Origin of the sequence: Alteromonas sp. V450 (assembly GCF_001885075.1) — a bacterium.
Classification (GTDB): Bacteria; Pseudomonadota; Gammaproteobacteria; order Enterobacterales; family Alteromonadaceae; genus Alteromonas.
In genome coordinates, this window is the sequence record NZ_MODU01000004.1 from 177,263 (window position 1) to 197,905 (window position 20,643).

Here is a 20,643-nt window from a genome sequence, read left to right on the forward strand (position 1 = left end):
CAGTTGCCAGTGTAAGTTTTACGTAAAGTAATAATGCGCCGTAAAAATGTTTACCGTTTTACCGATGCGCTAATTGTGCAACACTTGCGTATTCATATTTTAAATCACTTATATCAGCAATTTGCTTATTTACAGGGATAGGTTTCATGCTTTCCAACATCATTCGCTTTGCGAAAAACATCGTCGTGTCGTTAATTGCAATCTTTGTGTGTTTTGGTGTGCTCGACTTCTTGTGGCTTGGCGTTATTGCGGATGGCTGGTATCAAAGTGAAATGGCTCCTCTGCTTAGAAGTCAATTTATTACGTGGCCTTGGGTAGTGTTTTATTTAATGTATGGATGCGTAGTGTTTGTACTTGCCGTGGTAGCGAACAGAGAGAAGTCGTTACTTTATGCTGGGATCGATGGCGCGCTTCTAGGGTTGGCCAGTTATGGCGCCTACAACTTAACGGCGTACAGCATTATTGAAGGTTTTACTTTGTTTATCATGTTGATTGATTGGGCGTGGGGTACGTGCCTAACCAGCGCTAGCGCCATGGCCGGCTGGTTAGGGTTTCAACTGGTTAAGGGAAAGAGTAGCGAATAATGCGCTTTAACACGCTACCGTACTGTTTTAAAAAGCCGCCAGTGTTGTAGTGCATGCCGTGTTCTTTGAATACGGCTTCTACCTTTGGGGCCATTTCTCTGTAGCGCTTAGCAGGGATATCTGGGAACAGGTGATGCTCAATTTGAAAGCTTAAATGCCCGGTAAGCACGTGAAACAGGTTTCCGCCCTTAATGTTCGAAGAGCCCAGCGCTTGTCGGTAGTACCATTGCCCTTGGGTTTCATTAACACAGTCTTCTTCTTTAAACGTTTCCACATCACCAGTGAAATGGCCGCAAAAGATAATGGTAGATGTCCATAAATTGCGCAGCAAGTTGGCAACAAGGTTACCTGAAAGTACCCATAAAAATAACGGCCCAGCTAACAAAGGAAATAGTACATAGTCTTTTACTAATTGACGCGCCCCTTTGCTGAAAAAGCGCTTCTTAAGCTCGCTATGGGTAACTTGGTTCTTACGGTTGGCCTTCTTTTTTCCAAAAAAGACCCGTTCAGCGGCCATTTCGTGATACGACACTCCCCACTGAAACATCACGCTAAGTACGATATAAGTTGCAAATTGCCATAGGTTTTTTATACGCCATCTAAAATCGTTAGACAGGCGAAGCAATCCGTAGCCGAAGTCTCTGTCTTTGCCGATAATGTTGGTATAGGTGTGATGCTCGTAATTATGAACACGATTCCAACTCGCACCATCACAGGCAATATCCCACTCATAACCCTTCGAATTGATATGTTTGTCGTTCATCCAATCGTACTGGCCGTGCATCACGTTGTGGCCTATTTCCATATTATCGAGTATTTTAGCCGTAGCTAAACTCAATACACCGGCAACCCAGAGCAGCGGTTGAATGAACCCCAACATTAAAAGTATCCGTCCGCTCCACTCGCAAATTCGCTGAATGAGAATAATACGTCGAATATACGCCGCATCTTCAGCACCCACTTTTCGTTTAATGTCAGCTTTAATTTCATCAAGCTGGGCGGCAAGTAGCTCGTAGTTAGGTTTCTTTTCTGTGCTCATAGCCTCAATTAGTTGAGTATTATGAGTTTCACACTTCGGTAAGTGCGCTTGTTCGATGGCTTCTTCACGGTGTTGTTTGTCTATTGCAACACTGGTGTTCATAGTTGGATCTCCACATCGGTAACGGCTTGTGATACACACAGTTGAATAAGTTGCTCTGCGCTATCTGAAAGTTCGCCAGTACGGGTATCTCTTACCACGCCCCTTTTCTTAACACATTGGCACTGGTGACAAATCCCCATTCCACATCCGTAGGTCACGGGTTGTTTTGCTTGTTGAAGCTGTGAAAGCAGGGTTTGCTGATTGTCGATAGCCAAAGATTGGCCATTGTGAACCAAAGAGAAGGTTTCGTTTTTGGTAAGGCTGGTGTTGCTCACCACAGGAAGCGCAGCGAAGTGCTCGCTCGAAATAGGCGCATTAATCGTTTTTGCATAGCTTTCAACTTGCTCGAACATGGCATGTGGACCACATACTAACCAGTGCGCATCAGCAAAGTAAGACAAATGGGCTTCTACGTCTCCATCTGTTTGCTTAGTTAAAACATCATAGGTGAAGCTTTCACAGCGTTTACTGAAGGCAGATAGCTCGTTAAGCAATACGTGTTCATTGGGCTTGGCAAAATGAAGCAAATGCACCGCTTTTTGATTTATCTGCTTACTGTTAATAGCATCGTCAAGCATGGCAATGAAAGGAGTAATGCCTGAGCCGCCCGCTATCATAAGTAGGGGCTTTTGCGTTTCAGGCCATACAAACTCTCCCATGGGGGCTGAAATATTTACCCATTGATTAGCCACACAGGTATGTAGGTAAGGGGTTAGCGCGCCTCGGGCTTTTACCTTTGTGACCAAGCGAATCTGCTTGTCTCTTTGGTGGCTATTAGCACCACTTGCTATGGTAAATACGCGGGTGGTGAGCCTACCATTTATTTCTACGGTTAATGCGATATGTTGCCCTGCAATATGCGTAGGCCAAGAGCTCTCCGGTCTGAGTAAAACCTCCAACATATCTGCGCTTAGTTTTTTTACTGCCACAACCTTGGCTCTGAAATACCCATCGCGCCACGCGGGTTTAATTTGCTGCATCAATACCTCCCAGTAGCCCTTCCAAGAGCCATGGTGGAGTATGCGATCAGTTAATTTATCGAGTAATAGTTTCAATGTAGAAATCACACCTGTATTTCGTCGGAATATCTTAAATACAAAAAGGATGAAAATGTTTTAGCTTACACTTGTACGCTAAATCAGCGAACAAGTGTAAGCTTAATTTTTTCTGCGTCAAGAGGGGAGGCGGGAAATTTGGGTTAACGTCGTCGAAATGCAACGCTACTTTTGTGAAAAATGCAAAAGTGCTTTGTTAAAAGTACGGGTTCTAACCCAGCTTTAGGGCCTTATATTTACCGTTATCGAAACGTGTAAATTGCAAGATTAAAGTTTAAAGGACCGTATTATGAAACTATTCGAACCCATATCGTTGGCTGGGAAAACGCTGAATAATCGAATTGTTATGCCGCCAATGACCCGTTCCCGCTCAACACAGCCAGGAGATGTGCCCAACGCATTAATGGCTAAATATTACGCACAGCGCGCAAGTGCAGGGCTTATTGTTAGTGAAGGCACGCAAATATCGGCACTAGGTAAAGGATATGCGTGGACACCGGGTATTTATACCAAGGCGCAAATCGATGGCTGGAAGTTGGTAACAGATAAAGTGCATGAAGCGGGTGGTGTGATGTTTGCGCAACTTTGGCACGTGGGCCGCGTATCCCATCCTTCAAATACCGAAGGGCAGCAGCCAATTAGCGCATCGGCAATTCAAGCAAAAGGCGTAAAGGTGTTCGTTGATGAAGGCGGCGACCCTGGCTTTGTTGAATCAGTCATGCCTCGCGAAATGAACATTGAAGATATAAAAGCCGTGGTAGAAGAGTATCGCGCTGCGGCGCGTAATGCCGTAGATGCTGGATTTGATGGTATTGAATTGCATTCGGCTAATGGTTACCTGCTTAACCAGTTTATTGATTCTCAAAGTAATGCAAGAACTGATGAATACGGCGGAAGTGTACAGAACCGTATTCGATTCTTGAAAGAAGTGGTGCAGGCTGTGTCTGAGGAAATTGGCACTGATAAAGTCGGTGTGCGTGTAGCGCCCCTGACAACATTAAACGGGACCGTCGACGACAATCCCGAAGAGACTTATCTTGCGATTGCTTCCATGCTTAATAGTTTCAAGATTGGCTATATGCATATTGCTGAAGCCGACTGGGATGATGCGCCGCAAATGCCAATATCATTTAAGCAGGCGATTCGTGAAGCCTTTAGCGGCTTGCTCATTTACGCCGGAAAGTACGATACAGCGCGTGCGGAAAAAGCGCTGACAGAAGGGTGGGCAGATATGATTGGTTTTGGTCGGCCTTTTGTGGCAAACCCAGATTTACCCTATAGGTTAGCGAACAATGTACCGCTGAATGAGCACAACCCCGATACGTTATTTGGCGGTGCTGAGAAAGGCTATACGGATTACCCGTTTATTAAATAGTTTTATAGTTGATTTGATGTAATAAGACCGCGTTGAGCATTAAAGGGGCATCGCCCCTCTAATGCGTTTTCGCTGACATGATGTTGGTTAACATTAACTGTTAATGCGTTTTTAAGCGCGCTTAGAAGTGACGGTTTCTATATAGCCAAGTAGCGATACCACTTCCCGCAATAAGCATTGAGGTTGCTAGCCATAGTTTTGAAATAGGTGCTCCGTCGGGGCATTGCAGCGCCATGGTTGCGCCGGCTAAATTTTGACAGTCAAACAGTTGCCCCAATGCAAGCACTAGCAAGCCAAGCAATACACCGATAACAGCATAAGACAAATTATTAAACGACATACTTTTCCTTTAGATTTTCCCTTTGACGTTTACAAGGTTTCTACCGTGTCCTAGTGCACACTTATGGAAAGCATGATTGCGTTAGAATAGTGCAATAGGTATTGGCACCGCACGCATGCAACCGTGCATAAGTTTATTCTTATGGCCTTTAATGCCATAACCAATGCTTAGGGTAAGCAGTTGAACTGCAAAAATGTTTACTTCGTCTTTACTGGTTGAAAAGCACACGTTGTGCCAAGTGAATTGAGCTTCGCAATATTTGCGCCAACCCCTATCAAAATTCCTTCAAATTCGGTACTATCCGCGGTCTTAAATTTTTAACGAAATAAGCGGACTATGTTTGAAATAAACCCCGTTATGAATGCGATAAAAGATATCCGCGAGCGCACTGAAGCGCTTAGGGGGTATCTTTGACTTTGATGCAAAGTCAGAGCGTTTAGAAGAAGTTAGCCGAGAGTTAGAAAGTCCTGACGTTTGGAACGAGCCAGACAGAGCGCAGGCCCTTGGCAAAGAAAAAGTGGCCCTGGAGCAAATCGTAGAGACGATCCACAAGCTCGATCAGGGAACTGAAGACGTTGAAGGTCTCGTTGAATTGGCCGTTGAAGCCGAAGATGAAGATACCTTCGTTGAGGCCCAAAGTGAACTTGATGGCTTAATTGAGCAACTAGAAGTGCTTGAGTTTCGTCGCATGTTTTCTGGCCCTAACGACGAAAACGACTGCTATATTGATATTCAGTCAGGCTCTGGTGGTACAGAAGCGCAAGATTGGGCCAATATGCTGCTGCGCATGTATTTGCGTTGGGGCGAAGCGCATGGTTTTAAAACGGAACTTATTGAGGTATCAGACGGTGATGTAGCCGGGATTAAAAGTGCAACTTTGCGTATTCAGGGCGAATATGCATTTGGCTGGCTACGCACAGAAACAGGCGTACACCGCTTAGTACGTAAATCGCCGTTTGACTCGGGCAACCGCCGTCATACGTCGTTTTCATCTGCGTTTGTATACCCTGAAATTGATGACGACATCGATATTGAAATTAACCCGTCTGATCTACGTATAGACACCTATCGCGCATCGGGCGCGGGTGGTCAGCACGTAAACAGAACAGATTCAGCGGTACGTATTACCCATGAACCTACGGGCATTGTGGTGCAGTGTCAGAACGACCGCTCGCAGCACAAAAACAAAGATCAGGCGATGAAGCAGTTAAAAGCCAAACTTTATGAGTTTGAACTGCAAAAACAAAACGCCGAAAAACAAGCGATGGAAGACAGCAAGTCTGATATCGGCTGGGGAAGCCAAATACGCTCTTACGTTTTGGACGACTCTCGCATTAAAGATTTGCGCACCGGCGTGGAAACACGCAACACTCAAGCCGTGCTAGATGGCGACTTGGACAAATTTATTGAAGCCAGCCTGAAATCTGGGCTGTAAACCGAACAACGAAGTGAAAGGTTATGACTGACCAACAAACAGACGATAACAAATTGATTGCAGAGCGCCGTGCTAAGCTAAGCGCTATTCGCGAGCAGTGCCGTGCAAACGGTTTCCCAAACAGCTTCCGTCGCGAAAACTATGCGGATGAGCTTCAAGCTAAGTTCGGTGAATTCGACAAAGAAACGCTACAAGAGCAGGGTAACAAAGTAAGCATCGCTGGCCGTATTATGGCAAAGCGTGGCCCTTTCATGCTGCTTCAAGATATGACTGGTCGTATTCAGGCATATGCAGATAAAGACACGCAAAAAGCCCTTAAAGCAAAATATGGTGCACTAGATATTGGTGACATTATTGGCGTGGCGGGTGACCTGCATAAGTCAGGTAAAGGCGACCTTTACGTGAACATGGAGCGATACGAGTTGCTAACCAAAGCACTTCGTCCATTGCCAGAAAAATTCCACGGTTTGAGTGACCAGGAAACGAAATATCGCCAGCGCTACGTTGATTTGATCACAAGTGAACAAACGCGCAAGACGTTCATGATCCGTAGCAAGATTGTAAACGGTATTCGCAATTACCTTACCGAACGTGACTACCTTGAAGTAGAAACGCCAATGCTACAGGTTATTCCTGGTGGCGCGACGGCGAAGCCGTTTGTGACTCACCACAATGCGTTAGATATCGATATGTACCTGCGTATTGCACCTGAGCTTTACCTTAAGCGCCTAGTGGTTGGTGGTTTTGAGCGTGTATTCGAAATTAACCGTAACTTCCGTAACGAAGGCTTATCAACCCGTCACAACCCAGAGTTTACTATGCTTGAGTTCTACCAAGCGTATGCAGACTACAACGACCTGATGAATCTTACAGAAGATATGCTGCGTACGCTGGCAGAAGATATTCTTGGTACAAGCATTATCAAAAACACAACTAAAGACGCTGAAGGTAACGTGACGTCTGAAGTTGAATACGATTTTGGTAAGCCGTTTGACCGCTTAAGCATGGGCGAAGCTATTCTTAAGTACTGGCCAGAAGCTAACGAAGAAGCTATTCGCGACCCAGAGGCGAACCTTGACGCGCTCAAAGCAATGGCAAAACAGCTTCACATTAAAGAGCCTGAGGTTGATGGTATATGGGGTGCGGGTAAGTATCTTTGCGAAATCTTTGAAGCAACAGCGGAAGAGAAGCTTATCCAACCTACGTTCATTACAGAATATCCGTGGGAAGTATCGCCGCTTGCGCGCCGTAACGACAACAACCCATTCATTACAGACCGCTTCGAGTTCTTTGTAGGTGGACGTGAATTAGCGAATGGCTTTAGCGAGCTTAACGATCCAGAAGATCAAGCGGAACGTTTTGCAAAGCAGGTTGAAGAAAAAGACGCTGGCGACGATGAAGCCATGCACTTTGACGATGATTACATCCGCGCCCTCGAATATGGCTTACCGCCAACAGCGGGTGAAGGTATCGGAATCGACCGTCTAGCTATGCTATTTACCGATAGCTCAACAATTAAAGACGTTATCTTGTTCCCACACATGAAGCCTCAGGCGCCAAAAGACGCGCAAGAAGCGGGTGAACAAGAGTAATCTTAAGCCTAAAATAGCGTGATTTAGGTGCTCGACGCAGTTAACGCTTCAGCGCCTTAACACGCTTTACTAAAAGGGTATTCTCGGGAACGACAATACCCTTTTTTGTTGCCATATCGACAATGTAACCGTTGATGGCGTCTATTTCTGTTTGCCTACCGTGGGCTACATCCTGATGCATACTTGAGTAGTTTTCTCCGGTCGCCTTAGCTACAGACAGCACATTTTCATGAACAGTTTGTGCGTCAACGTTGATACCGCAAGCGTTGGCAACAATACTAAACTCCTCACACAGCGCTTCTCTGACAGATGCAAATTGTGCATCGGCAATATGTTTGTTCTTTATATTATTAAGCGCGGTCAACGGATTGATAACAGCATTGATTGAGAGTTTAGCCCACAATGCTGAAAGAATATCTTGGCGGTATTCAAAGGGGGGGAGAACGCCATTAAGTAGAGTGACGACCTTGTGGCAAGTTGCGGCAGTTATCCCTTTATTGGGAGCGCCAATCTGCGTCTTGCCAAGGCCGGTATAAATTACTTCGTAGTCACCGTTACCTTCATTTTTTTTATAGGCACCATGGCTTGTTGTAGCCACAAGTAAAGGATAATCCTTAGGCAGTATATTTTCTGCAATTTCTAACCCCCCCATGCCATTATGTAGAAGTACGACCGTGGGTTTATTGCGCAGATATGGAAGCCAAGATGTCAGGGCTTCAGCCAGTTGATATACCTTTAATGGGATCACCACAACATCATCGCTACTAGGATAGCATGGGCGTGGTTTGGCGTTAGCGAGCAATAAAGGCTCTCCATTTAACCAATAACCCTTTCGCGGCGCCGAAGAGACGTTTCTGGGGTAGAGCGCGTAGTTAACGCCGTGCTTTTGAGCACCCATTGCAATTAAGCTACCAATGGCGCCACCGCCTACTATATGGAGAGTGGTTTTCAATGCTAGTTCACATCTTTTGATTCATTTGAGCAGGTAAAACGAGAAGGAAGCGTGGGCCAAGCCAAGTGTTCAGGCGATAACATTGACGCAACCCATTCGTCCACTAAATTATTGTCAAATAATTCGCCGCTGGTAGGCAACGCGTTTACTGAAATAACACCGTTAGAAAGCGGAATGATAAGTTTTAACGCATGTAAGTAAAGCCTGTCTGCGCGCGCACCACCGTACAACTCATCACCTAATATAGGTGCGCCAACGCTTTTAAGCGCAACGCGTATTTGATGTGTTTTGCCGCTACGAGGCTTAACAATAAACCCTCGAATTCCTGGTATGGCTGACTGACTGAAAAACTGCGTGATCGCTGGGCTGTCAGTTGTTTTTAATAGAATTCGCTGACCGCCTCGTCGGTTCTTCATATCGCCAATCACACTGCCTTGTTTCTTTTTAGGTTTTTGAGCACTCAGTGCAAGATAATACTTATTTACTTTTCGGCTCGCGAAAAGCTCCCCAATTTCACTTGCAATCGAAGGTTTTTTAGCAAGGCACAGACAGCCCGATGTACCTGTATCTAGTCTGTGGCACAAATGCAGTTTCTCAACGTTCAGCTGTTTTTTTAGTAACGTCACTATTCCTGCACCCGACTGTTCTATCTCGCCGTCGCTAGCAGCACTGTCCTCGTCATGCATAGCCAAGCCTACAGGTTTGTTGACGATAACGAGGTCGCTGTTTTCAAATACTATAGGAATATCTTGCACTAGCTGTTTTCTAACTCAATTATTGCTTCTTCATAGTCAAGTTCCTCAACAGCGTCAATGATAGCGGTTCGTTTTGCATCAGTAAGCGCCAGCGCATCTAACCATTCATCTAACGTTTCCTGAGCGATGAACTCGCTGGCTTTAAGCGCAGTCATAAGCTGCTTTCTTGCGTGTTGTGCAGCCGCCGCATTTGAGGGTTGCGAGGAAGAAGCTACTTCTTCTGTACTATTGACTAGCGAGTCTACTTCACTCAATGTTTGATTTAACACCGATAAAAAAGAGGGATATTCTTCGGCGACTTGCTGTTCATTTCGAAAGCCGCTTTCGATAGGTTTGCTGGCCTCGTGCAGTGCAAATAGTCCCAAATTCCCCGTTACCCCCTTTAGTGTATGCACCAAAGAATAGGCGTCGTTAAACGCATGCTTAGCTACGAGCGCTTGAAGATCTGCATCTAGTGTGCGGTACTCATTTGCAAACTTTCTTAAAAGCTTAAACAAAAGCTCCCTATTACCGCTCAATTGCGACATGCCGAAATCGATATCCAATACTGTTGTTGACTGATTCATGCAAAAGTCCTTATAACCACGATTTTTGTCTTTGTCCGCCGATTTTTAATACGTTGATAGACATGCTGTTTGCAGTGTATTTCAGAAATACACAAATTAATACAATGTTAGCAAAGTCGGGACAAGTAAAGGGATAAAAAGTCTGATAACCTTCGTTACCTTAGTTAAATGAGGCGTGTCATTCCTCTGCCTTAGATTTTAAAGGATTCAACATGTCAGGAAAACTGACCTTTCGAGCGCTGGCTATTGCAGCATTGGCGACAATAATAACCTCTTGCCAAAGTGGAAGTTCGGTGGATAAACCGCTCGCTGAGCAAGCTATGCAGGGGCAGGACGAGGTGACAATACCTCATGAAAAATTTACGCTTGAAAATGGGCTAACCGTCATTCTTCACGACGATAATTCTGACCCTCTTGTGCATGTTGATGTTACTTATCACGTTGGCTCGGCAAGAGAGGAAGTTGGCAAGTCTGGGTTTGCTCACTTTTTTGAGCATATGATGTTTCAAGGTTCAAAGCATGTCGATGATGAGCAGCACTTTAAAATAATTACTGAGGCGGGTGGAAGCCTAAACGGAACGACAAATAGCGATAGAACAAATTACTATCAAACGGTCCCAGCAAATCAACTGGAAAAAGTGTTGTGGTTAGAATCCGATAGAATGGGTTATCTGCTTGAAGCAGTAGACCAAACCAAGTTTGAAAACCAGCGTGAAACCGTTAAAAATGAGCGCTCTCAACGCGTTGATAATCAGCCATATGGCTTACGTACCGAATTGATAGGTGAAGCGCTTTATCCTGAAGGCCACCCATATTCATGGATGACAATTGGCTACGTTGAAGATTTAGATCGCGTTAACGTTAATGATTTAAAAGCTTTTTTTAAGCGTTGGTATGGACCAAACAACGCAGTACTCACAATTGGTGGTGATATTGACGTTGCCCAAACCAAGCAGTGGGTAAAAAAGTATTTCGGTGACATCCCTTCAGGCCCAGAGGTTAAACAGCCTGTACCTAAACCTGTAACATTATCTGAAAATCGTTTTGTTACGTTGGAGGATAATGTTCACTTACCGCTGCTTCAAATTACCTATCCTACGTCTTACGCATTTCATGAAGATGAAGCGCCACTTGACGTACTCGCAGATATTTTGGGAGGTGGAAAAACATCTTTACTCTACAAAAACATGGTAAAGGAAGGGCTTGCTGTACAAGCGGCAGTGTCGCATCCATGCCGAGAACTGGCGTGTGAGTTTCAGATGGTTGCGCTGGCCAACCCTAGCAAAGTAACTTCGCTTGAAGTGTTAAATGCATCATTGGATAAAGCGTTAGAGGAATTTGAAGATAGGGGTGTAACAGCAGATGACTTGATTCGAACTAAAGCACAAATTGAGGCGCGGACGGTATTTGGCTTACAAAGCGTGGCAGGAAAAGTGTCAACGTTAGCCGCAAATCAAACGTTTCATCAGCAACCAGATTTAGTATCGGAAAATATTGCCCGTTACAATAATGTGACCGCTGAAGACGTGATGCGGGTTTACAGAAAGTATATTAAAAACGCAAATAAAGTGACATTGAGCGTTGTCCCTCATGGTCAGGCAAAACTTGCCGCAGCACAACAAAACTTCGATCGGCCCGTACGAAAAATCGACCATGATGCCGATACAGTGGATAAATTGACGAATGAAAATATCGCTTCAAGTTTTGATCGCTCTATCATGCCTGAGGCAGGTGACGTACCGGTAGTAACAGCCCCTGAATTTTGGGAAGCGTCGCTAGAGAACAACATTAAAGTGTTGGGTGTCACAACCAGTGAGACACCTACCGTTACAATAATGCTCGGTATGGATGGTGGTATTTTGTTAGAAGATATGGACAAAGCTGGAACCGCATATCTTACCGCGCTTATGATGAACGAAACCACCAAGCAGTTTGCCAATGAAGCGCTCGCAAATGAACTGGCAAAACTAGGCAGTTCAGTCAGTATCTCGAGTGCTGGGCGCTACACGCAAATCTATGTTTCAACATTAACCAAGAACCTTGACGAAACCCTTGCCATCGTTAAGGAGAAAATGTTTAACCCTGCATTTAAGCAAGAAGATTTCAATCGAATGAAGGAAAGGGTTTTACAAAGCTTGCAGCAGCAAACAAAAACGCCGTCTTACATGGCTCGCAGGGCCAGGGACTTAATACTATTTGGTGCCAACAATCGTGTTAGTCTTCCTGATGAAGGTACGCTGCAGACAGTTCAGAATATTACATTGGAAGATGTTAAACGCTTTTACAAACGTTTTTACAACCCATCAAAAGCTAATATTGTTGTTGTTGGGAACCTGCCAAAAAGTGCTATGCTCGAAAAGATGGCATTTTTAGCGCAATGGCAAGGTATTGAATATTCAACACACGATTATACAGCGTTTCCAACCTATGATGAAAATGCTATTTACCTTGTCGATAACCCAGATGCTGTGCAGTCTATCGTGCATCTTGTATCGCTCAGTTTGCCCTTTGATGCAACGGGTGAACAGTTCAAAGCTCGTCTAATGAACTTCCCACTAGGGGGCGCTTTCAATAGCCGTATAAATTTGAATTTAAGGGAAGATAAAGGCATAACTTATGGGGCAAATAGTGCATTCATTGGTGGGAAAAGCATAGGTTGGTTTGAAGTTAGTACGGATTTAACAGCAGAGAATACGGCTGAAGGTATTACGGAGATATTACGCGAAATAAACGCATATAAAACGAAAGGTATGACCGAAGGCGAGCTTCAATTTCTTCGTAACGCTTATACACTTAGCGATGCCCTTAAATTCGAAACGCCTGGCAGTAAGGCACGTTTTTTACGCCAACTCATAAGCTATGATTTAGATAGAAACTACAGAACTGAACAGTTGCGTATCATTAATCAAATTACTAGCGCTGAGCTAAATAGAATTGCGGATATACATTTGAACCCGGACAAACTGCAGATTATTGTGGTAGGCGATAAAGAAAAGCTATTACCTCAGTTGAACGCGTTATCAATGCCAATTGTCGAGTTGTCAGTAGAGAGCAATACGCGTAAAACGTTAAACTGAAAAATTAAAATTTGTTGAATTAACACTTATGCCCCCCATAACAGGGGGTAATATTGACATAACGGATCACCATTTTGACTGTAGACCCATCCCGTTTTGATGCGCGCATTGCTGCGCTTAAGTCACCTGAGTTTCTCGCTGCGCTAAAAAATATCAAGCGAGGTGTCGAGCGCGAAGCCCTTCGTATAAATCCAAACGGTACGTTGGCACAAACGCCTCACCCTAAACCACTGGGCTCTGCATTAACCCATGATTCAATTACCACAGATTTTTCTGAATCATTGCTAGAGTTTATTACGCCGCCGGAAGATAGTGCTGCAAAAACCATTTCTCAGTTAAAAGATATTCATAAATTCGTTATCGATAATATTGGCGATGAACAAATATGGCCATTGAGCATGCCTTGTTTCATCGATGATGAAGCAGATATTCCTATCGCTTATTTTGGCGAATCAAACGTGGGCAAAATGAAGCGTGTCTATCGAATCGGGCTAAAAAACCGTTACGGTAGTATGATGCAGGCAATTGCAGGCGTGCATTTTAACTTTTCCTTTCCAGATTCCTTCTGGAAGCTGTGGGCAGAGTTAAACGGAAAAGCGCATTCAAACGAGCAAATATCTGCTGACTACTTCGGGTTAATCCGTAATTACCGCAGGCTGTGTTGGCTTATCCCATATCTTTACGGTGCGTCACCAGCACTGTGCGGCTCGTTCTTAAAAGGAAAACAGCACGCATTGCCATTTCAAAAGGTAGGTAAAGGTACGGTATATATGCCGTATGCTACATCGCTGCGGATGAGCGATTTGGGTTACACCAGTGCGGAGCAATCGTCACTTAAGATTTGCTACAATCAGCTGGACAATTACGTAAAACTATTACGCGACGCAATGAACACCCCCTCTTCGCGTTTTAGTCAGTTTGCTGCCGGTGATGAAGGAAACTATCAACAGCTTAGTCGCAATATTATTCAAATTGAAAACGAGTTGTACTCGCCGGTACGTCCTAAGCAACCAACCAAGTCAATGGAAAAGCCAACTGACGCTTTAGTCAGGCGCGGAATTAGCTATATCGAAGTGCGAGCACTTGATGTCAATCCGTTCTCGGCAATAGGAATCTCACAGACCCAGTTTGACTTCTTAGATGTTTTCTTAGTAGCGTGCTTGCTAATGCCAAGTGCAGAGCTTGATGAAGCGCAGCTTAAAGAAGCTAAAGAGAACATGAACAAAGTGGTGCTAGAGGGGCGAAACCCTGATTTGCTGCTGCAAAACAGTGGTAAAGATATTTCACTTCCCCATTGGTGTGAATCGCTATTTGAGTTTTTTGCAAAAGCCGCTGAGTTACTCGACTTGGCCAATGGTACGTCGCGCTATTCGCAAGCGGTGAAAGTCGAAGCTGAAAAAGTGGCAGATCCGGCGCTGACTCCATCAGGTAAACTACTCGCTACCTTGCTAGAAAATGACAAAGATAATGGTGTGTTGGGCTTAGAACTGGCACAAGCTTATCAAGCTGAAATGAAGTCTTTTAAATACACTGATACCGATGCTACTGGATTTGCTGCCCAAGCTGAGGCGTCGTTTGCGGCTCAAAAAGAAATAGAAGCTGCTGATGTGAAAGACTTTGATACATTCATTCGTGATTACTTTTCTGAAGCCCCAGCAAAAAAAAATGCCTGACATAGGTCAGGCATCGAAAGGTTCCAGGGAAACACACATTTTGCTAGAACATTAGTTAAGACAAGTTATGAACCAAAAGTTCAAAAAATTGGTTGTTTTTTTATCAACGCTCATCGTTCTTTTTCCACTGTTTATCGCTGGATGTGCAACTACGCCTCCTAAAGACATCAGTAATCTGTGTGAAATATTCTACGAAAAGGACGATTGGTATGATGCAGCCGCTGATGCCCGAGACAAATGGGGGGTGCCCATACATGTTCCCATGGCGATGATGTATCAAGAAAGCTCTTTTCGTCACGATGCGCTTCCACCGCGTGATTATGTTTTCTTCGGACTTATTCCTTGGGGGCGCGTGAGTTCAGCGTACGGTTATTCACAAGCAAAAACACCTACGTGGTCTGATTACATGAGGGAAACGGATAACGACGGTGCAGATCGCGATGACTTCGAGGACGCTATCGACTTTATGGGCTGGTTTATTTATAAATCTCAGAAAGTGAATGGTGTCTCTAAATGGGATGCTTACGCACAGTATTTAAATTATCACGAAGGTTGGGGAGGCTATAAGCGTCGCAGCTATGACAGAAAGCCGTGGTTAAAGAAAGTGGCATCAAAGGTAAAAGCCCGTTCATTGCGTTATGCCACACAGCTAAAAACCTGTGAAGAAGATCTTCAGAAAGGTTGGTTTATGAAGCTCTTCAGTTGAATTACCTAAAACCAGTAAAAGCGACAATATTGTCGCTTTTTTTGTGCAGGTGAAAATTGAATGGTTACCAATTCGCATAGGTGCTCGCCATCTTAGTGAGCGAGTTTAAAATGTCCGTACTCTTTGTTGTGTCACATTTATTTATAACTACTATATATGCAGTAACGTGCCGTGATTAGAAGCATTCAAAGTCCAGCTGGCGGGAGAGTTAACTATGCAGACTGACAAAAAATAGGGCAGAAATAAAAAAAAGGGATAGACGGGCGTCTATCCCTCAGCGACGCTAAGCCAAGACCGTTTTTTTACCCAACGTCGAACAGGCATTTGTAGATTATTGTAAATGAGAATGATTTGCAATACATTTTTTGGGTTTTTATGCCCATGTCTTTATCTTTGTATTTTTCCTATACTTTTTCAGAGAAGGGAGAAACTAATGAAATCAAACAAGTTCAGTGCACACGGGGAGGTGCAAGCAATATATGTTTCTGAGCTGCAGATCCTTTCTATTAATCTTACCGGGCCTTTTAATCTCGAGTTTATGACAAAGTATGAGCGGGTTGTTGGCGAAACACGAAAACAGATTGATGTTCCCTGCTGGGGAAGTTTGGTTAATGTTTACGGTTTGGCGTTGGCACCAATGGAGGCAACAGACAGAGGCCACGAGATAGTGCAAAAAGCAATGGCGCTTGGACTTGCGGCTACGGCTGTTATTTTACATGAAAGTGAAGGCGCAGCGATGCAAAGAAAGTTTTGGTCACGTATTTATGCTGGCTCTGGCTTACCTTTCGAGTACTTTAGCTCAACACACGAAGCAAATGAGTGGTTAAAAGAGCATATTCTGACAAGTATGCAGTCTCGTGGTTTCACTTCATCGTCGTGGACAACTCCGTAACGTAGCGGTTATAAAACGCGGATTATTGACCTGGATCAAGTTCGCTTATTTATGTCAGAAGGTGCTTTAATAATATTGATCTGGATCACAGGGCGCACTGCAAAACTCCTCTATCTTTTAAGAAGTTCTAGAGGAGATTAATTATGTTGTGGTCAATGATAAAAGACCCCGTCGTTTGGGGATCACTATTAGGTATCGGCATTATCATCGCAATGATGGTGTATTACACTTATTTGTTTATGCACAATAGTGCGGACGATACAAAGTAGGCCGAATTTGTACTTCAGCGCTTATTATTTTGAAGCGGAACGTCAACAAGCACTAATAGCGCTGCTTGGCCACCGTATTCAAGGGGCGCTTGATGAAACGCACGTACATGTGGGTGCTGAACTAAGTAGTGGGGCAGGGCGGCTTTTAAAACGCCCTGACCAAAGCCGTGCATCACACAAACGCAGTCAATCAGGTCTTTTCTTGCCGTGTGAATAAGTGCGGCAAGCTCGGCTTTTGCCATCTCGCGAGTGAGGCCGTGTAAATCTAACGTCATTTCTGGCGAATAGTCGCCGCGGCGCAACTGTTTCAATATATGCGTCGACTCACCTTCCTGGCAAAAGCGCATGGGGCCTTCTTGCGGCAGCGCTGCCTGATACATATCAGAAAAGTCGAAGCTTGCCGCTAATTGCTTGCTGTGTTTTAAGTGTTTACCTTTACCCTGCTGCGACTTTTTAAATAATTCAACTTTCTTATCGGGCTCAACTTTATCTTGTGATAAGAGCGTCACTCCCTGCATTGCATCGGCAAATGAAAAGGTGTCTTCCTCAGTATCCGTAGACGTGTTTCCATTGCGCGCACCTTCCTTTATCGCCTTGTTTGTATGACGATTGGGTTCAGAAAGTTGCTTCTTTAATGCTTTGAGTTCTTTTTTAAAGGTTTTCATCAACGATAGCTTGGGTTAATACACTCGAATTTACCGATTCAAAACGCCTAAATTATAACGAATAGAAAGATTCGGTACGTAGTTAATTATGTGAATCGGTATGAAGTTTGGGTATGATACCAGCTTTAAAATTTTTGATGTACCCAAACGCCATGACCGATAAGTTTTACCTTGAAGAAGCCATTGAAGATCTGCATACCCTGTTAGATATGACACGATGGGCAACCAGCCGTTTTAACGATGCGGCTTTGTATTTTGGTCATGGCACTGACAACGCGTGGGACGAAGCGACAAGCCTAGTTATGCAAGCCTTACATTTGCCTCACCCTATACTAGAGCAAGTGGGCGATAGTGTAATGGCGTCGCGCTTAACGAAAAGCGAGCGAGAGAAGATTGCAGAGCTTGTTTTGAAACGCGTGCAGACGCGCATGCCATTGCCTTACATCACTAATGAAGCATGGTTCTGCGGTATGCCGTTTTACGTAGACGAGCGCGTGCTTATTCCTCGTTCACCGTTTGCTGAACTCATTCAAAACGAATTTGCGCCTTTTGTAGAATCATCGCCAAACACTATTCTCGACATGTGCACAGGCGGTGCGTGTATCGCTATTGCACTTGCTCATGCGTATCCTGAAGCACAGGTGGACGCGGTAGATATTAGCACAGATGCCTTGGAAGTGGCTGACATTAATATTCAGGAGCATGGTCTAAGCCACCGTGTGTATCCAATCCAGTCAGATCTGTTTTCTAGCCTAGAAGGGCAGAAGTACGACCTGATAGTGTCTAATCCGCCTTATGTTGACGCGGAAGACATGGCTGACCTGCCAGAAGAATATCACCACGAGCCTGAGCTTGCCCTTGCAGCAGGTGAAGATGGTTTGGAACTGGTTGATATCATGCTTAAAGAGGCGCCAACTTACCTTAATGATGGCGGTTGGTTATTCGTAGAAGTAGGGAATAGTGAAGTGCATATGAGCGAAAGGTTCCCTGGCTTAGAAGTCATTTGGCTTGAGTTTGAAAATGGCGGCTCAGGTATTTTCGCCGTTCAAAAAGACACATTAGTACAGTATTTTAGTAGTAAGGATTAACAGTTAATTATGTCAGGTAACAGCTTCGGAAAACTTTTCACTGTAACCACGTTTGGTGAAAGCCACGGCATTGCAATTGGCGGTGTGGTAGACGGTTGCCCTCCAGGACTTGAGATCACAGAAGAAGATCTTCAGGTTGATTTAGACAGACGCAAACCAGGCACTTCGCGCTATACCACAGCGCGAAGAGAGGACGATGAAGTACAGATTTTATCTGGCGTATTTGAAGGCAAAACAACCGGCACTAGCATTGGTTTATTGATTAAAAATAAAGATCAGCGAAGCCAAGATTACGGCAATATCAAGGACCGCTTTCGTCCAGGCCACGCTGACTATACCTACGATCAAAAGTACGGTAGCCGTGATTACCGCGGTGGTGGGCGTTCATCAGCCCGTGAAACGGCTATTCGTGTAGCTGCAGGTGGTATTGCGAAAAAGTACCTCAAAGAAGTGCACGGCATTGAAGTGTTAGGCTATTTGTCTCAGCTTGGCCCGGTAACGGTAGATAAAGTTGACCATAGTGTAACTAACACTAACCCGTTCTTCTGCCCAGATGAGTCTAAGTTAGATGCGCTAGACGAGTACATGCGTGACCTTAAAAAATCTGGTGACAGCATTGGCGCAAAAGTATCGGTGGTAGCGAAGAACGTGCCCGTAGGCCTTGGTGAGCCGGTTTTTGATAGGCTAGATGCTGAAATTGCCCACGCCATGATGGGTATTAATGCTGTAAAGGGCGTAGAAATTGGTGACGGTTTTGATGTAATCAACCAAAAAGGCAGTGAGCACCGCGATACATTGACTCCTGACGGCTTCACCTCTAATCATGCAGGTGGCGTGCTAGGCGGTATTTCTACCGGACAGGATATTGAAGTGCACATGGCGCTTAAGCCGACCTCGAGTATTTCGGTGCCGGGTAAAACTATCAATAAAGACAATAAAGAAATTGATATCGTCACCAAAGGTCGCCACGACCCGTGTGTGGGTATTCGTGCTGTTCCAATTGCCGAAGCCATGCTGGCGCTGGTATTGATGGATCATCTGCTGCGTCACCGCGCGCAAAATGCCGGTGTGGTATCGACCACCAAACCTATTGCGGGTCAGGCATAGCGTTTATAATCCTAACGCCGCATTCTAACGACCACCACATTCACGTGGTTTACAAATACGCGCGGCACTAAAAACATGTTGCGCCAATGAATTTTACTATTCGCCACTACCCGTTTTGCGCTAGTGGCGTTTTTGCATATGGAGATGTGAATTGTCACCAAATGGCCTAAACGACGCCAAAAGCACTTCGGCGAGTCCGGCAAGCGGCAAAACCGGTCTTTTTATTCTTGCTATTACCTACTGGCTTTACTTCGGCCAGCTTGGCGTACTTGTGCCTTATTTAGGTATTTTTCTTGATGGACGGGGGTTTTCCTCTGCCGAGATTGGTGAACTCTTTGCGGTTATAACGCTAGCGCGTATTTTAGGCCCTGGCCTGTGGGCTGGCGTGGCCGATAAAACCGGTAATGCCATCGGCGTAATGCGTTTGGGCTGCTTACTTACCGTACTGACTTTTAGTTCGGTATTTTACTTCACCAGTTTTTGGGGGCTTACGCTGGCTTTCGGATTAATGATGATGTTCTGGACTGCGGTGTTGCCTCAGCTTGAAGTTATCACCATGAATACAGTGGCGAAAACCAAGGCCACCTATGGGCAGGTAAGGCTATGGGGGAGCGTTGGCTTTATTTGTTTGACGGTAGGTGTGGGTAAAGCCCTAGATATTTTTTCTACCGATACGCCAGTGCACGCCAGTATTGGCGTACTCGCGTTACTGTTCATCAGTACCTTGTTCATACGTGCACCCAAAGAAGCTGCACCTGAATCGTCTACCGCGGGCAGTATTTGGAAATACGCCAAACAAAAACCTTTTGCCATCTTTATATTCGCTTCAGCGTGTTTGCAAATTAGCTTTGGTGCGTATTACGGATTTTTCGCCCTTTACATGCGCGACCTTGACTACAGCGGCCAACAAACCGGCATCTTTATCGCGCTTGGGGTACTTGCCGAGGTGGGGATATTTCTTATTGCCCGCAGGCTTATTAGTCAGTTTGGCGTATGGAATTTATTGTTCGTGAGCATCGCGCTGACAGGGCTTCGCTGGTATGTCATGGCGGCGTTTGCTGATACCTTTATGGTGATTGTGCTAAGTCAGCTTATTCATGCGTTAAGCTTTGGTTTAACCCATGCAGTATCGGTGCATTTTATCCACCAGTTCCTGCCGAAGGCGTATCAAAGCCGAGGGCAAGCGGTGTACATCAGTATAGCGTTTGGACTGGGCGGCGCATTTGGCAACTACATGGCAGGGCAGCAGTGGCAGCAAGGCACTAACGCCTATGAGACGTTCGTTACTGCAGCCGTTTTTGCAGCAATAGGTGCACTGTCATTGTTATTGTGTTCTAGAAAAGAAATGGAAAGTGCAAAGGCGGCTTAAAA

Annotated in this window: 19 protein-coding genes; 12 read left to right on the forward strand and 7 right to left on the reverse strand. The window is 44.9% G+C overall.

The genetic code is table 11. The features are described 5' to 3' along the window. Positions 1 to 146 precede the first annotated feature (146 nt). Positions 147 to 584, forward strand: a complete 438-nt coding sequence (locus tag BK026_RS00830) for a DUF2177 family protein (RefSeq protein ID WP_071814097.1) — start codon at positions 147 to 149, stop codon at positions 582 to 584. Here BK026_RS00830 and BK026_RS00835 read toward each other — a convergent pair. Together BK026_RS00835 and BK026_RS00840 are read right to left on the reverse strand one after the other, a co-directional pair. Then, positions 562 to 1,623: an acyl-CoA desaturase gene (locus BK026_RS00835; protein ID WP_071817414.1), complete on the reverse strand. Its 1,062-nt coding sequence runs from the start codon at positions 1,621 to 1,623 to the stop codon at positions 562 to 564. The genes BK026_RS00830 and BK026_RS00835 overlap by 23 nt on opposite strands. Positions 1,624 to 1,721: 98 nt before the next feature. Continuing rightward, positions 1,722 to 2,780, reverse strand: coding sequence for a flavin reductase family protein (locus BK026_RS00840; protein ID WP_256253551.1), 1,059 nt, complete (start codon positions 2,778 to 2,780; stop codon positions 1,722 to 1,724). Between the two features lie 289 nt (positions 2,781 to 3,069). Here BK026_RS00840 and BK026_RS00845 point away from each other — a divergent pair, with 289 nt between their 5' ends. Then, positions 3,070 to 4,155 carry an alkene reductase gene (locus tag BK026_RS00845; protein ID WP_071814099.1) on the forward strand — a complete coding sequence of 362 codons (1,086 nt, stop codon included), beginning with the start codon at positions 3,070 to 3,072 and terminating at the stop codon, positions 4,153 to 4,155. A gap of 121 nt (positions 4,156 to 4,276) precedes the next feature. Here BK026_RS00845 and BK026_RS00850 read toward each other — a convergent pair whose 3' ends face one another. Further along, entirely contained in the window at positions 4,277 to 4,495 is a 219-nt protein-coding gene (locus BK026_RS00850; RefSeq protein ID WP_071814100.1) for a hypothetical protein, read from the reverse strand. Between the two features lie 336 nt (positions 4,496 to 4,831). Between BK026_RS00850 and prfB the strand changes: the two genes are divergently transcribed. Next, positions 4,832 to 5,930, forward strand: a protein-coding gene (gene prfB / locus BK026_RS00855; protein WP_143142065.1) for a peptide chain release factor 2 whose coding sequence is annotated in 2 segments (ribosomal slippage) — positions 4,832 to 4,906 and positions 4,908 to 5,930 — 1,098 coding nt in all. Because the reading frame shifts where the segments join, the coding sequence is not laid out codon by codon here. Between the two features lie 23 nt (positions 5,931 to 5,953). Beyond that, a complete protein-coding gene (lysS, locus tag BK026_RS00860; RefSeq protein ID WP_071814102.1) occupies positions 5,954 to 7,522 on the forward strand; it encodes a lysine--tRNA ligase in 1,569 nt (522 codons plus the stop codon). A 40-nt stretch (positions 7,523 to 7,562) separates the two neighbouring features. Here the strand turns inward: lysS and BK026_RS00865 are convergent, their stop codons facing one another. The 3 genes from BK026_RS00865 to BK026_RS00875 are packed head-to-tail and all read right to left on the reverse strand — an operon-like array spanning position 7,563 to position 9,795. Then, positions 7,563 to 8,420 (reverse strand): ketopantoate reductase family protein, encoded by an 858-nt coding sequence (locus BK026_RS00865; protein WP_071817415.1) that lies wholly within the window; start codon positions 8,418 to 8,420, stop codon positions 7,563 to 7,565. Between the two features lie 56 nt (positions 8,421 to 8,476). Then, the gene (locus BK026_RS00870) at positions 8,477 to 9,229 is read right to left on the reverse strand and encodes a pseudouridine synthase (protein WP_071814103.1); all 753 of its coding nucleotides are present in this window, start codon (positions 9,227 to 9,229) and stop codon (positions 8,477 to 8,479) included. Beyond that, positions 9,229 to 9,795: an Hpt domain-containing protein gene (locus BK026_RS00875; RefSeq protein WP_071814104.1), complete on the reverse strand. Its 567-nt coding sequence runs from the start codon at positions 9,793 to 9,795 to the stop codon at positions 9,229 to 9,231. The genes BK026_RS00870 and BK026_RS00875 overlap by 1 nt, the downstream gene beginning before the upstream one ends. A gap of 212 nt (positions 9,796 to 10,007) precedes the next feature. Between BK026_RS00875 and BK026_RS00880 the strand changes: the two genes are divergently transcribed. From BK026_RS00880 to BK026_RS19455, 5 genes are all read left to right on the forward strand, one after another. Further along, on the forward strand, positions 10,008 to 12,872 hold the full coding sequence (locus tag BK026_RS00880) for a pitrilysin family protein (RefSeq protein WP_071814105.1): 2,865 nt from the start codon (positions 10,008 to 10,010) through the stop codon (positions 12,870 to 12,872). A 74-nt stretch (positions 12,873 to 12,946) separates the two neighbouring features. After that, positions 12,947 to 14,545: a glutamate--cysteine ligase gene (gshA, locus tag BK026_RS00885; protein ID WP_083574953.1), complete on the forward strand. Its 1,599-nt coding sequence runs from the start codon at positions 12,947 to 12,949 to the stop codon at positions 14,543 to 14,545. A 67-nt stretch (positions 14,546 to 14,612) separates the two neighbouring features. After that, the gene (locus BK026_RS00890; RefSeq protein ID WP_071814107.1) at positions 14,613 to 15,251 is read left to right on the forward strand and encodes a hypothetical protein; all 639 of its coding nucleotides are present in this window, start codon (positions 14,613 to 14,615) and stop codon (positions 15,249 to 15,251) included. A 433-nt stretch (positions 15,252 to 15,684) separates the two neighbouring features. Next, complete coding sequence (locus BK026_RS00895; protein WP_071814108.1) at positions 15,685 to 16,143, forward strand: hypothetical protein; 459 nt, start codon at positions 15,685 to 15,687, stop codon at positions 16,141 to 16,143. A 143-nt stretch (positions 16,144 to 16,286) separates the two neighbouring features. Then, positions 16,287 to 16,412: a DUF3149 domain-containing protein gene (locus BK026_RS19455; RefSeq protein ID WP_143142066.1), complete on the forward strand. Its 126-nt coding sequence runs from the start codon at positions 16,287 to 16,289 to the stop codon at positions 16,410 to 16,412. Between the two features lie 14 nt (positions 16,413 to 16,426). On the opposite strand, the gene smrB is transcribed toward BK026_RS19455, so the two are convergent. Continuing rightward, a complete protein-coding gene (gene smrB / locus BK026_RS00900; protein WP_071814109.1) occupies positions 16,427 to 17,077 on the reverse strand; it encodes an endonuclease SmrB in 651 nt (216 codons plus the stop codon). A gap of 152 nt (positions 17,078 to 17,229) precedes the next feature. Here smrB and prmB point away from each other — a divergent pair, with 152 nt between their 5' ends. From prmB to BK026_RS00915, 3 genes are all read left to right on the forward strand, one after another. Continuing rightward, positions 17,230 to 18,165, forward strand: a complete 936-nt coding sequence (prmB, locus tag BK026_RS00905) for a 50S ribosomal protein L3 N(5)-glutamine methyltransferase (RefSeq protein WP_071817416.1) — start codon at positions 17,230 to 17,232, stop codon at positions 18,163 to 18,165. A 9-nt stretch (positions 18,166 to 18,174) separates the two neighbouring features. Further along, on the forward strand, positions 18,175 to 19,272 hold the full coding sequence (aroC, locus tag BK026_RS00910) for a chorismate synthase (RefSeq protein WP_071814110.1): 1,098 nt from the start codon (positions 18,175 to 18,177) through the stop codon (positions 19,270 to 19,272). Between the two features lie 151 nt (positions 19,273 to 19,423). Continuing rightward, entirely contained in the window at positions 19,424 to 20,641 is a 1,218-nt protein-coding gene (locus BK026_RS00915; protein ID WP_071814111.1) for an MFS transporter, read from the forward strand. The last annotated feature ends 2 nt before the right edge of the window (positions 20,642 to 20,643 follow it).